The sequence below is a fragment of the Moraxella sp. CTOTU48268 genome, from assembly GCF_032069585.1.
GTDB lineage: Bacteria > Pseudomonadota > Gammaproteobacteria > Pseudomonadales > Moraxellaceae > Faucicola > Faucicola cinerea.
This window is the reverse complement of the sequence record NZ_DAMALV010000002.1, coordinates 40520-53242: the sequence shown is the minus strand read 5'-3', so window position 1 is coordinate 53242 and position 12723 is coordinate 40520. Positions and strand designations below refer to the sequence as shown.

Sequence of the window (12723 nt, the reverse complement as noted above, 5' to 3'; positions counted from 1 at the left end):
GACGGCTTTAAATCAACGCACAAATTTACAAATCAACAGCCTGATTTTTTCATATCCGCTTCTGATAATGGATTGGCACCACGGGTAGGGCGCGGGCAAGGCTCACCATAGTATTGACGATCGGCAAAATAGCTTGAGCGCACCATCGGACCTGCCCAAATATTTGCAAAGCCCAATTTTTTACCATGTGCAGTATAACGGTCGAATTCATCAGGATGCACAAATCTATCAACTGGGGCGTGCGATTTGCTTGGCTGCAAATATTGACCGATGGTAATTAAATCAACATCATGCGCCTTTAAATCATCAAGCAAGGCATAAACCTCTTCTTCGGTCTCGCCAAGACCCACCATAAAACCACATTTGGTGACGATATCAGGGCGACGCGCTTTGTAATCTTTTAACAGCTGTAATGAATGCTGATAATCCGACCCCGGGCGAAACGCTTTATACAAACGTGGCACGGTTTCGATATTGTGGTTAAATACGTCAGGCGCTGTGTCACTCAAAATATCAAGTGCCACTTGTTCACGACCACGAAAGTCAGGGACTAAAATCTCAATCAAGCAATTAGGGCTTAACTGACGAGATTCTTTAATGACATTGGCAAAATGCTGAGCGCCGCCATCACGCAAATCATCTCGGTCAACTGAGGTAATCACCGCATATTTTAATCCTAGACCGGCAATGGTCTCAGCGGTGTGAATCGGCTCAAGCTCATCGAGCGCATTGGGGCGACCATGCGCCACATCGCAAAATGGGCAGCGACGGGTACAAATATCTCCCATAATCATAAAGGTCGCGGTGCCATCACCAAAACATTGGGGAAGGTTAGGGCAAGCCGCTTCTTCACACACCGTATACAGCTTTTGTTCACGTAAGGTTGACTTAATGCGCGCCACTTCACTCGGCGATGACAGTTTGACGCGAATCCAGTCAGGTTTTTTTGGGGTTTCTACCGTTGGAATGATTTTAATCGGAATACGGGCAACTTTATCATGGCCACGTAGTTTTTCACCCACTTCAGGACGTTTGGGTTTGTCACGAACGATGGGTCTATCGGTGTGCGGCGTTGAAGGGGCAAAAGTTTGTACAGTGTCGGTCATTGCTATGATTAATCCTTGAATTCATTTAGCAGATTTTAGGGGGTTATTATAACAGAAATCTATGCTGACGAATTTAAACTATTTTGGGATAAGCTTTGTTGTTTAAAGTACAGAGCCAAAGTTATTTTTCATCACAGTAAAAAAAGCGACAATTGGCTAAAACGCATTTATTAAAAATTATTGGGCTATTTTTTTAAAAAATAATGGCTATGTTAACAAAAACGTATTTTCTCATTAACATTTCATCACATTTCAAGTATATTAGAAGGGTTAAATTTTTTAGCCAAAGCCATGCTGGCTAGTAGCCATTTCAAAATTCAACTGTGTTGTGAAGAGGGCTTGCAGACGCATGGTTAACACAATAATCTTACATGACTATGAGGACGATTCATGCTAGAGAACTATCGTAAACACGTCGAAAATCGTGCGGCACAGGGTATTGTGCCACAGCCACTTAACGAACAGCAAACGGCTGATTTGGTTGAACTATTAAAAAATCCACCAACGGGTGAAGAAGAAACACTTGTAGACTTATTAGAAAACCGTATTCCACCTGGGGTTGACCAAGCAGCGTATGTTAAAGCGGCATTTCTAGCGGCCATCGTTAAAGGTGAAACCACTTCTCCCCTGATTTCAAAACTAAAAGCGATTGAGTTACTGGGTCATATGCAAGGTGGTTACAACGTTGAACCATTAATTCAAGCATTAGATGATAAAGAATTGGCGAAAGCTGCGGGCGACGCGCTGAAAAAAACCTTACTGGTATTTGATGCCTTTAATGATGTCACTGAAAAAGCGGAAGCGGGTAATGAAGTGGCCAAAGAAGTGTTACAATCTTGGGCAAACGCCGAATGGTTCACCAGCCGTCCAGAAGTGCCAAAGAAAGCCACTTACAAAACCTTCAAAGTCACCGGTGAAACCAATACCGATGATTTGTCACCTGCACAAGATGCATGGTCACGTCCAGACATCCCGCTGCACGCATTAGCCATGCTAAAAAATGCGCGTGAAGGCATTGTGCCAGACCAAGACGGCGTGATTGGTCCGATGAAACAAATCGAAGAGATGAAAAAAGACGGTATTCCATTGGCATATGTGGGTGATGTGGTCGGTACAGGTTCAAGCCGTAAATCAGCGACCAACTCAGTGTTATGGTTAATGGGTGATGATATCCAAGGCGTGCCAAACAAACGTGCCGGCGGTCTGGTATTGGGTGGTAAAATCGCACCGATTTTCTTCAACACCATGGAAGATGCGGGCTCATTACCTATCGAAGTGGATGTTAGCAAACTTAACATGGGTGATGTATTTGATATCTACCCACATGACGGCAAAATCACCAAACATGATTCTGACGAAGTGCTTGCAACTTTTGAATTAAAATCACCAACGCTCCTCGATGAAGTGCGTGCCGGTGGTCGTATTCCATTGATTGTAGGTCGTGGCTTGACCAACAAAGCCCGTGAATATCTAGGTTTGGGCGCGTCTGACATTTTTGCAAAACCAGAACAACCTGCAGACACTGGTAAAGGCTATACTTTAGCGCAAAAAATGGTCGGTAAAGCTTGTGGCGTTGAAGGTATTCGTCCGGGTGCCTACTGTGAGCCAAAAATGACCACCGTAGGTTCGCAAGATACCACAGGTCCTATGACCCGTGACGAATTAAAAGACTTGGCTTGTTTAGGCTTCTCTGCAGATTTGGTCATGCAATCATTCTGTCATACGGCAGCGTATCCAAAACCAATCGATGTAGAAACTCAGCACACACTCCCTGACTTCATCATGAACCGCGGCGGTGTATCATTACGTCCAGGTGATGGTATTATTCACTCTTGGTTAAACCGTATGCTATTGCCTGATACTGTTGGTACAGGTGGTGACTCACATACCCGCTTCCCAATGGGTATTTCATTCCCAGCAGGTTCAGGTCTAGTGGCGTTTGCTGCAGCGACCGGTGTAATGCCATTAGATATGCCAGAATCAGTTCGTGTACGTTTTGTCGGTGAAATGCAGCCTGGTATCACCTTGCGTGACTTGGTACATGCGATTCCTTACCAAGCTATCAAAGAAGGTTTATTGACCGTTGAGAAAGCCGGTAAGAAAAACGTATTTAACGGCCGTATCCTAGAAATCGAAGGTTTAGAAGACTTAACCGTTGAACAAGCATTCGAATTGTCAGATGCCTCTGCCGAACGTTCAGCCGCAGGTTGTACTATTACCTTGTCTGAAGAGTCAGTAAAAGAATACCTAACGTCAAACATCACCCTACTCAAATGGATGATTTCTGAAGGTTATGGCGATGCCCGTACCATTGCACGCCGTATCAAAGGTATGGAAAGCTGGCTTGCCAACCCAACGTTATTACGCGCTGATGCAGATGCAGAATATGCCGCTGACATTACTATCGATATGAGCGCCATCAAAGAACCGATTCTTTGCTGTCCAAACGACCCAGATGACGCCAAAACTTTGGCTGACGTTGCCGGCGACAAGATTGATGAAGTATTCATCGGTTCATGTATGACCAACATCGGTCACTTCCGTGCAGCGGGCGCGTTGCTCAAAGAAGTACCTGCGGGTAGCTTAAGCACACGTCTATGGATTGCACCACCCACTAAAATGGATGCACGCCAATTGATGGATGAAGGTCTATACAATGTCTATGCACAAGCGGGCGCACGGACTGAAATGCCAGGTTGTTCACTGTGTATGGGTAACCAAGCGCGTATCGCACCAAAATCAACGGCTGTATCAACTTCGACCCGTAACTTCCCGAACCGTTTAGGTCAAGGTGCCAACGTGTACTTGGCTTCTGCCGAGTTGGCGTCGGTGGCTGCGGTACTTGGTAAACTACCTACCAACGAAGAATATCAACAATATGCTGGTAAGCTCAACAGCATGTCAGCCGATATCTACAAATACTTAAACTTCGACCGTATGAGCGAATATACTGAAGAAGCAAATAAAATTAACGTAGCACAGCTTACCTAACAATCGTTAGATTAAAGTTAGACTCATCTAATTTTAATTAAATAGGATAACAATAAAGTAAGACCCTGCAATATAGCAGGGTTTTGCTGTTGTTAGTATTTACATAAAATTTTTTGAACGTTTAGCTAAAAAATATCTTGGCAAAATTTGGCTTATAGTGGTTTAGAGTAATGGCATCTGTGGTGAGGCTTCAGCTTGCAGCAAATTTGAATAAGTCACCCCAACCAAACGTACGGGTAAAAGTTTTGGGGTATGCTCGTATAGCCATTGAATCCAATAATGGGCATCAGATTCCTGCTCAAAGTGGGAGGAAATACTATGAGAGCGGGTAATCACACTAAAATCGCTGTATTTGATTTTAATGGTGATGGTGCGAGCGTAACGCTGCTTTTTTTGTAAATCTTTAAACGCTTGGCTATTTTCGCGATATAGGGCAGCCACAATGACTGTATCATCCATGGTATTTTGTAAAAACGTTGTCTCAGAACCGACAGATTTATGGTTGCGCTCAGCTTTAACCTCTCGATTATCAATACCGTGGGCAATCTGGTGAAAGAAATCACCCCGTTTGCCAAAGCGTTGTTTTAATACGTCCGCTGGAGTATTGCGTAAATCCAATCCTGTAAATATACCCATGTCATGCAACATTTTGACGGTGGCTTTGCCAATCCCATGAAATTTTTTTACCGGTAAATTGGCAATAAAGTCCAATCCCTGCTCAGGTGTAATCACCGCGATACCGTTGGGTTTATTTAAATCTGACGCGATTTTAGCAAGCATTTTGTTGTAAGACACCCCGGCTGAAGCAGTCAGTTGCGTTTGCCGCAAAATCTGTTGGCGAATGCGATTGGCGATTAGTGTCGCAGAATTTTTTTCATACGGGCTATCGGTCACATCCAGATACGCCTCATCCAGTGATAAAGGTTCGACCAGTGGCGTATATTGGTGCATGATGGCACGAATTTGCTCACTGACTTCACGATACACCTCAAAGCGTGGTTTGACAAAAATTGCTTGTGGGCATAGTTGACGGGCTCGATAGCATGACATGGCAGAATGTACACCAAACTTGCGTATCTCATAACTTGCTGCTGCGACGACGCCACGCCCATTGGGATCACCGCCAACCACCAATGGTTTACCTTGTAACTCAGGATTATCCCGTTGCTCAACACTGGCAAAGAACGCATCCATATCGATATGAATAATTTTACGCATGGTTGTTAGTTTACCATCCTAACTGTATGGGGAAAGTATTTAATTAACTTGTTAAACATAAAGACGCTAGCTAACATAAACAATAAATTCAAAACTTACTGATTGATAAATTCTATTGATAAGTCGTCGTTTATCTGCTACATTATCGCTATCAAGGGGAGTAACTTCTCACTTCAGCAGTTTGTGATTTATCGTCATTACGTAAGTAGCCGCTTACCGGTAAATCAGCTATTTTTAGCCATATATTGAGCTAATTATCAAATAGTAAGCCAGACCTTGACTTAACACAACCACATATTTGGTCGGTGTGAGTCAAGGTTTTTTTGTGCTTAGCATTTCCCAAAATCCTTTGACTTATTGCCAGCCATAGTTTGTAAATACATACTAAGGAGCGATAATGTTACTTGCAGCAGTAAATCAAATGACAGAACCCATGAGCATAGGCAGTCCCACGCTATATGCCGTATTCTTTGCTATCGTAGCGATACTGTTATTGGTTGATTTTTTTACCTTTAAAACCCCAAAAAATGGCGAAGCGATTTCGATGAAACAAGCGGGTATATGGAGTGCCATTTGGGTGGGCGTGTCTGTGTTGTTTGCAGGCGGTCTATGGTGGTATCTATCACAAAATTTTGGCAATGCTATCGCCACTCAAAAAGTAGGGGAGTTTTTTACAGGATATTTACTGGAAAAATCGCTCGCCATTGATAACGTCTTTGTATGGCTGATGATTTTTGCGGCGTTTGCGGTGTCACCTGCGATGCAACGGAAGATTTTACTGTACGGGGTGATTGGTGCGATTGTCATGCGTACGGTGATGATTTTTGCAGGGGCTTGGCTTGTCACGGAGTTTAGCTGGATTTTATATATTTTCGGTGCCTTTTTGCTCTACACGGGTGTAAAAATGTGGCAAAACCACGATGAGCAAGAAGACCCGAAGCAGTCAGGCTTATATAAGTTTTTACAAAAACATCTGAAAATCAGCGATGACAGCCATGATGCGTCAGGTCAAGAGCGATTTGTGTTGGTGAAAAATGGCGTTAAGTATTTTACCCCATTAGCGGTGGTGCTTATCTTGGTTGAATTGTCGGATGTGATTTTTGCGGTGGATTCGATTCCTGCAATTTTTGCGGTCACTACCGACCCGTTTATTGTTTTGACGGCAAACTTGTTGGCTATTTTGGGTCTGCGGGCGATGTTTTTCTTGTTATCGGGTTTGGCGGATAAATTCCATTTATTGCCTTATGCGCTTAGTGTCATCTTGGTGTTTATTGGCGCGAAAATGCTGCTACTTGATGTATTCCATGTGCCGATGGCTATCTCGTTAGGCTTTATTGCCGCCGTGCTAACAGTGACAGCGATTTTATCGATAAAGTTTCCGAATTTGGGTAAAGTTGAAGCATAAAAAATATTTTTGAATAAAAAAAGGGCTAACAATTTAGCCCTTTTTTGTAAATTAAAAACTGACTATTGGGCATAAAATGCTTCTAAAGTAGGCACAAATTGTTTTTTTCGGCTGACCAAGTTACCCAAATCAAGCAATTTATCATTGAGTCTGGTATTAAATGCTTGCTCAATGATTTCATTTTGTGCATCGTTGCTACCAACCGCCCAAGATTGCTGTTTTAAAATATCAACAATAATAACTAACATATAATCCAAGCCATCTCTTTGGCGGATTAGCTCACTGGCTTGTTGGATGCCCTCAATGCGCGACAACACCACATCAGGTTTAACAGTTTCGATACTAGCGATTGCCCATTTTTTATTTGAGAAAATAAACTGTTTATAATCGGTAGTGACTAACGCATCATCCGTTAAGTCGCTGATATTGCTTTTTGCATCGAATAATTGATTGGCAAAGCTGTTTGTATCGTGAATCCCTGCAAGGTGGATGACTGCTTGTAACGCTTGCTTGTCACTGTCTGTAGTGGTAGGACCTGTCAGATTAAGCGTATCAGAAATGATTGCACCTGCCATCAATGTCGCCATTTGCTGAGAAATCAGCAAATTCTTTTCCATAAACATATGGTATAAAATGGTGCTGGTAGAGCCGACAGGTTCAAATCGAATATAGGCAGGTTCGGCAGTGGTCAAATCACCAAGTTTATGATGGTCGACAAGGTAACAAATATGGGCGTCTGCTAGATTGGCAATCGATTGCTGGCTTTCGTTATGATCGACTAAAGCAGCGAGTTGGTCAGGTTCAAGATGAGTGAGTAATTCTGGTAATCGGACTTTAGCAAGTTCAATTAAAAATTTGGTTTCTTGATTGATATCATCTAAGCGGTAACTTTTGGCATCTATACCTTGTTGATTGAGCCAATAGGTCATGACGATGGCGGATACGATAGCATCGGTATCTGGTTTTTTGTGCCCAAAAACAGCAATGGTTGTCATAAAATTACCCCAATATAAAACACAGCTATTATATCACCTTGTCAAAATCAAACGGTTGACTGGCAAGTTTGCGATGAAAAAGCCGATATTGACTAATCGGCTAACTTTACCATTAAGTGCAAAAAAACTATATGGCTGATTGGATAAGGTGAATGAGGCGCTCGCCGATTTGGGCGGTTTCATCGGCGCTCATGTTGAGCGGTGGCAATAAACGAATGGCATTACCGCCTGCCACATTGATGATTAAATGATGATTGTCACGCGCTTTATCGACCAAGCTATCAAATGCAAGGCCGCGATCCTGTGGCATCACCACCCCTAGCATCATGCCTTTTCCGCGTACAGTAACCCCTTGGCTACCCAGCTCGCTAGTGATTTGCTCAATCAATGCTGCGCTATTGCTCAGGGTAGTTGCCATCATATTTTCATCATCAATGACATCAATCACTTCACTAACCACACGGCAAGCAAGTGGTGTACCACCATACGTTGAGCCGTGTGAGCCATAGCTAAAAATATCATTGGCTTTTGCGCTGGTCATGCACGCACCCACAGGAAAACCATTCCCCAACCCTTTTGCTGTGGTCAAAATATCAGGTTTGATGGATGAATATTGATAAGCGAAATATCGCCCCGTACGACCATTGCCTGTTTGCACCTCATCTAAAATCATTAATAAGTCATGGTCATCGCAAACTTTGCGAACTTGGGTTAAAAAATCAAAGCCATTTGCAGCGGTATTGACGCCACTTTCACCTTGGATAGGCTCAAGCATCACAGCGCAAACATTGTCGTTATCGGCAATCGCTTGGCTAATGGCTTCAATATCCCCAAAAGGCACGCGAATAAAATCATCATCTAAGGTAAAAAATCCTGCTCTAGCCATTGGATTTGCGGTGGCGGATACGGTCAGTAGGGTGCGTCCATGAAACGATTTTTCCATCACAATCACTTTGGCTTGGGTTTGCCCACGATTTGATGCAAACAGTCGCGCCATTTTTAATGCCGCTTCGTTGGCTTCGGCGCCGCTATTGGCAAAAAATACTTTATCCATGCCTGCGACTTGGCATAACTTTTCACCCGCGCGCTCTTGCCAATCAATACCAAAAAGATTGCTGGTATGTACAAGCGTTGCGGCTTGATCGGCAATCGCGGCAGTGATACGCGGATGACAGTGCCCCAGTCCACAGACAGCAATCCCTGTTAACGCATCCAAATACGGCGTTCCGTCAGCGGTATAAAGGTAACTACCTTGACCTTTAACAAAGCTAATGGGTTGGCGTTTATAGGTGGGAAGTAAATAAGAGCTCATGGGGATTCCTTTAATTATAGTTAGCAAATCATAGCTAGCGCAATCACTAACCAATCAAATCTACGTTATTTAAAAGCGTCTAATTCGTCACTAAACGGGGTGTCTTCTGCACCGACTTTATAGTCCTCATTCGCCCATGCCCCTAAGTCAATGAGCTTACAGCGCGCACTGCAAAATGGCTTAGTGGGGTTATCTGCCCAAACGGTGGGTTTGCCGCAGCGGGGACAGGGGTAAGTTTTGACAAGTGCATTTGATGGGGTGGGCTCGGTTTTAGACATAAACAAAAGGTATTCTTAAAAATGGTGTATCGGAGTATTTGCCATAGTATACTATAAATCCTTTTTTTTGGGCGAATCAAGCGACTGTTCATGCTAAGTCATCAATTTACCAGACCGTTTCAACCCGATCGTATCCGTCATCCCAGAGATTTTCAGCCACTTGCCGCAACATTTTGGCAGCAACCCGCCATTTTTCTTGAAATCGGTGCAGGGAAAGGCAAGCATGCCTTGAGTTTTGCCAGCGATAATGCCAATGCGCATCTCATCGCGATTGAACGCACCGCAGAAAAATATCAAGCCATGCAAAAAATGGCGAATCAAGCGAAGTTGTCTAATTTAACCACTATTCATGCTGATGCCATTGCTTGGGTTACCCATGGTGTACCCGCCCAAAGTTTATCAGGGGTTTTTATTCTTTATCCCAATCCAGAGCCGCATAATCCCAACCAACGCTGGCTCAACATGCCGTTTTTTGAGTGGTTACTGTCTCGGTTAAAACCAGATGGTGAGCTTATACTTGCCAGTAATATTGAAAGTTATATTGATGAAGCCGAGCTTAAAGCACAGACAGTTTGGCAAGTACCGGTGGAGAAAACCCAAGTACCCAATCATAGTGAACGCACGCATTTTGAGGTGAAATACCTAGCGCGTGGCGAGGCCTGTTGGCAACTGAGCATAAAAAAACCGCATGGTTATACCACACGGTTTGATGATTTTAATTCATTCTAATCAGGTTTTAACGCTAGGGGCGTGGTTTGGGTGTCATCGGCACGTACCACATAAGTTTTGGCGATTTTATCATGTAGGCTTAATCGCTCTTTGCTGGTGAGCATCATGACCAAATCAATAACTAACACAACCAAACCAAAAATCGATAAAGAATAAGCCAATGTGGTAAATAACCCACGCATAATGATTAAGTTAAAAAATCCAGGAATGGCATTGGATTGGCGATCCAAAATACGGATGCCCATTATCATCTTACCGATAGTCTGACCACGGCGCATCAATAATAGCACTTGCGCAATCATTAAGCCCCATACCAAAATATTGGTCAACAACAATATATGCTCAGGTAATGCTGACATGAGTTCCATCTGCTGGGCAGATGTCAATCGGGTTTGTCCGGCTTCTGCCCATTTGAGTAACTTATCAAAATTTGGGCTGTTATATAGGGAGATGAACAGTGGCGACGACGCCAATACCATAAGCAGGGTATCTACCAATTTTGCTGCGATACGACTACCGATGCTGGCAAGGTCTAACTGTTTTTTGGCATGAGCAATGTCTTGGTTCGAGCCAAGTTTCTTGGTCAATGTGACCTTGGTAGGGTTAGGGGATTTGTGCGGGTTATTCGCCGAATACCGATCCCAAACATTCTCAGAATCTTCTGAAGGCGATATAGGATTAGGCGTGTTGTTAATAATATAATCGGCTTCATCAGAAGCGGGGTGCTCACGTTGGTGGGTATCGACTGGCAAGCTTTCATTCATCGTTGGACGGTAAAAAAATTGCCCATCTGTCATCGCATTGACTGTGTTCCAGTTATCCATTCCTTGATGCCACATCAAATCAGTGAGTAACACTTGACCTGTCGCAAGCATTTGATTGAGTTGTTCAAGGGTATAAGGGCCGGCTTGCACATTATTGCGAGCTAGAAAAATATGCATGTAATAACTCTACTTCTACAGGGTGGTAAAATTTGAATGACTGTATCTTATTATATGATGTTTTGCAACATCGTGCTAAAAATCGCTTATTATACAAGAGATGTTGTACAAGGCATGCTATTCAAAAAATTGCGATATCCTTATGGATTGAGGTCAACAGTATCTAAACCATTAGCTATGCTTGCTGGTAATGATTGGTAGGTGGTAATTATCTATCATAGGGTTAACCAAAAGTGTGCTAATATTTTTGGTTTAGCCTACGATTATTTTTCTTATTCTTATATTGTCAGATTGTATTTATGTCAGCGATTTATCCAACCACTACCCACATTGATTTTAATCAACCTTGGTATCACTATTTGACTTATTTTGCTAATTTTCCCAAGCTTGACGCAAAACACAGTCATGCAACACACAGTCATGCAACACATAGTCATGCCCCTGCTATCAATATTGTTGAAAATTTGAATGCTTGTCTGGATAGATTTGAGGATGTAAACGCCAGCCGTATAGGCAATTTTGAAAAATTACCGATTCGCTTTGTTGAACAAGCCTGTTTGCCTGAGGGTGAGGCTTATGAGAGTTTTATTGCCAACACAGCTAAAATTCCAACCCGTGACAATCACCATGATTTGCTGAACGGTTTAATTTGGCTGAATTTTCCGCAGTCCAAAGCGGTATTTAACGAACTTCATGCCAAAGATATTTTGCAACATGGTATTCATAACGCCAGAACAGCGCTGCGTAATGCGTTAACCGTATTTGATGAAAATGGCGGCATTGTAGTGAGTTCAGATAGGCTATTGCTTGAACAGTTACAAGCCTTTAAATGGCACGCGGTTTTAGTCACTCATAGAACAAATTGGTTGGGTCAACATCGTACCATTGCCTTTTTTCCATTTGGTCATGCCATGCTTGAAAAATTGGTTAAGCCAAGAAAAAATATCACCAGTCATACCTTGCTGATTTTAGTAGATGAGAGTTGGTTTGAGCAATCTATAGACAGTCAGAGAAACCAGCTTGATACGGCAATTGCTAAGCTATTTCACCAAATGGCAATGCCGAATTTGGCGGATAATGCAGTTAAGCTATCATCCAAAAGCTTTCAACCCTTACCTGTGATGGGTATCCCTGGCTATAGTGCTGACAATGTGATACCCGCATTTTATCAAGATGAGGCTGTTTTTAGGCGTCCAAGAGCGTTCAGCGCGCCTATTTTTCCATTACATGACTGATTACACCAGTGAACAGACAATTTATAGCAGTGGCTAGAGTGGTTGGGGTGATTACCCAGTCTATGAATGTTGCTTGATAAAAGCCGGTTAATCCGTTAGCATTAAAGCAATCTCTAGTTCATTCAGTCGCATTTATTGATGAAACTCATAATGACTAATAAAAATATTGGAGCATCAGCATGACCACCAAAGTCGTCAAAATTGATAATAAAGTTCGTATGATTACAGGTAAATTAGCCCCACATCTTGAAATTCAGTGGGAACACTATACCTTAGCAGAATTACAATCATTGCTTGAGACGGTGGTTCGTTTTGAAATTGAGCACAACTTTCGGCGTCATAAAGATTATAAAGATAGCAAAGGCGCTAACATTCAAGTGTTTAATGATGCCAACGAACTTAAAGTCACAAGTTTAAAAGACGAATTACTAATCATCCACGATAGCCAAATCGATTCACAATAACGATTCACAATGACTATGCATCCGCGAATCAATCAAAATCCAAGCCGAA

At 42.8% G+C, this 12723-nt stretch carries 11 protein-coding genes; 5 read left to right on the top strand and 6 right to left on the bottom strand.

What is annotated here, in order from left to right:
* Positions 1 to 32: 32 nt before the first annotated feature.
* Positions 33 to 1106 carry a lipoyl synthase gene (gene lipA / locus RT143_RS01040; protein ID WP_313090547.1) on the bottom strand — a complete coding sequence of 358 codons (1074 nt, stop codon included), beginning with the start codon at positions 1104 to 1106 and terminating at the stop codon, positions 33 to 35.
* A 390-nt stretch (positions 1107 to 1496) separates the two neighbouring features.
* Between lipA and acnB the strand changes: the two genes are divergently transcribed.
* Positions 1497 to 4097, top strand: coding sequence for a bifunctional aconitate hydratase 2/2-methylisocitrate dehydratase (acnB, locus tag RT143_RS01035; RefSeq protein ID WP_313090544.1), 2601 nt, complete (start codon positions 1497 to 1499; stop codon positions 4095 to 4097).
* A gap of 162 nt (positions 4098 to 4259) precedes the next feature.
* On the opposite strand, the gene dinB is transcribed toward acnB, so the two are convergent.
* Positions 4260 to 5315, bottom strand: coding sequence for a DNA polymerase IV (dinB, locus tag RT143_RS01030; RefSeq protein ID WP_313090543.1), 1056 nt, complete (start codon positions 5313 to 5315; stop codon positions 4260 to 4262).
* Positions 5316 to 5748: 433 nt separating this feature from the next.
* On the opposite strand from dinB, the gene RT143_RS01025 reads away from it, so the two are divergent.
* Entirely contained in the window at positions 5749 to 6720 is a 972-nt protein-coding gene (locus RT143_RS01025) for a TerC family protein (RefSeq protein WP_313090655.1), read from the top strand.
* 62 nt (positions 6721 to 6782) lie between these two features.
* Here RT143_RS01025 and RT143_RS01020 read toward each other — a convergent pair whose 3' ends face one another.
* From RT143_RS01020 to RT143_RS01010, 3 genes are all read right to left on the bottom strand, one after another.
* Entirely contained in the window at positions 6783 to 7715 is a 933-nt protein-coding gene (locus RT143_RS01020) for a manganese-dependent inorganic pyrophosphatase (protein WP_313090540.1), read from the bottom strand.
* Between the two features lie 127 nt (positions 7716 to 7842).
* Positions 7843 to 9027, bottom strand: a complete 1185-nt coding sequence (locus RT143_RS01015; RefSeq protein ID WP_313090539.1) for an aspartate aminotransferase family protein — start codon at positions 9025 to 9027, stop codon at positions 7843 to 7845.
* Positions 9028 to 9092: 65 nt separating this feature from the next.
* Entirely contained in the window at positions 9093 to 9305 is a 213-nt protein-coding gene (locus RT143_RS01010; RefSeq protein ID WP_313090537.1) for a DNA gyrase inhibitor YacG, read from the bottom strand.
* Between the two features lie 90 nt (positions 9306 to 9395).
* Between RT143_RS01010 and RT143_RS01005 the strand changes: the two genes are divergently transcribed.
* Positions 9396 to 10034 (top strand): methyltransferase domain-containing protein, encoded by a 639-nt coding sequence (locus RT143_RS01005; protein WP_313090535.1) that lies wholly within the window; start codon positions 9396 to 9398, stop codon positions 10032 to 10034.
* Here RT143_RS01005 and RT143_RS01000 read toward each other — a convergent pair.
* Positions 10031 to 10975 carry an RDD family protein gene (locus RT143_RS01000; RefSeq protein ID WP_313090533.1) on the bottom strand — a complete coding sequence of 315 codons (945 nt, stop codon included), beginning with the start codon at positions 10973 to 10975 and terminating at the stop codon, positions 10031 to 10033. The two genes, RT143_RS01005 and RT143_RS01000, sit on opposite strands and share 4 nt — an antisense overlap.
* 299 nt (positions 10976 to 11274) lie before the next feature.
* Between RT143_RS01000 and RT143_RS00995 the strand changes: the two genes are divergently transcribed.
* Positions 11275 to 12210 (top strand): DUF3025 domain-containing protein, encoded by a 936-nt coding sequence (locus RT143_RS00995; RefSeq protein ID WP_313090532.1) that lies wholly within the window; start codon positions 11275 to 11277, stop codon positions 12208 to 12210.
* Between the two features lie 179 nt (positions 12211 to 12389).
* A complete protein-coding gene (locus RT143_RS00990) occupies positions 12390 to 12674 on the top strand; it encodes a hypothetical protein (RefSeq protein WP_313090529.1) in 285 nt (94 codons plus the stop codon).
* Positions 12675 to 12723: the final 49 nt, after the last annotated feature.

What these genes read in the sequence shown, in the direction of transcription:
- dinB (WP_313090543.1), bottom strand. Translation starts at nt 5,315, where the DNA reads ATGCGTAAAATTATTCATATCGATATGGATGCGTTCTTTGCCAGTGTT.
- RT143_RS01025 (WP_313090655.1), top strand. Translation starts at nt 5,749, where the DNA reads ATGAGCATAGGCAGTCCCACGCTATATGCCGTATTCTTTGCTATCGTA.
- RT143_RS01005 (WP_313090535.1), top strand. Translation starts at nt 9,396, where the DNA reads ATGCTAAGTCATCAATTTACCAGACCGTTTCAACCCGATCGTATCCGT.
- RT143_RS01015 (WP_313090539.1), bottom strand. Translation starts at nt 9,027, where the DNA reads ATGAGCTCTTATTTACTTCCCACCTATAAACGCCAACCCATTAGCTTT.
- RT143_RS01000 (WP_313090533.1), bottom strand. Translation starts at nt 10,975, where the DNA reads ATGCATATTTTTCTAGCTCGCAATAATGTGCAAGCCGGCCCTTATACC.
- RT143_RS01010 (WP_313090537.1), bottom strand. Translation starts at nt 9,305, where the DNA reads ATGTCTAAAACCGAGCCCACCCCATCAAATGCACTTGTCAAAACTTAC.
- lipA (WP_313090547.1), bottom strand. Translation starts at nt 1,106, where the DNA reads ATGACCGACACTGTACAAACTTTTGCCCCTTCAACGCCGCACACCGAT.
- RT143_RS00995 (WP_313090532.1), top strand. Translation starts at nt 11,275, where the DNA reads ATGTCAGCGATTTATCCAACCACTACCCACATTGATTTTAATCAACCT.
- acnB (WP_313090544.1), top strand. Translation starts at nt 1,497, where the DNA reads ATGCTAGAGAACTATCGTAAACACGTCGAAAATCGTGCGGCACAGGGT.
- RT143_RS00990 (WP_313090529.1), top strand. Translation starts at nt 12,390, where the DNA reads ATGACCACCAAAGTCGTCAAAATTGATAATAAAGTTCGTATGATTACA.
- RT143_RS01020 (WP_313090540.1), bottom strand. Translation starts at nt 7,715, where the DNA reads ATGACAACCATTGCTGTTTTTGGGCACAAAAAACCAGATACCGATGCT.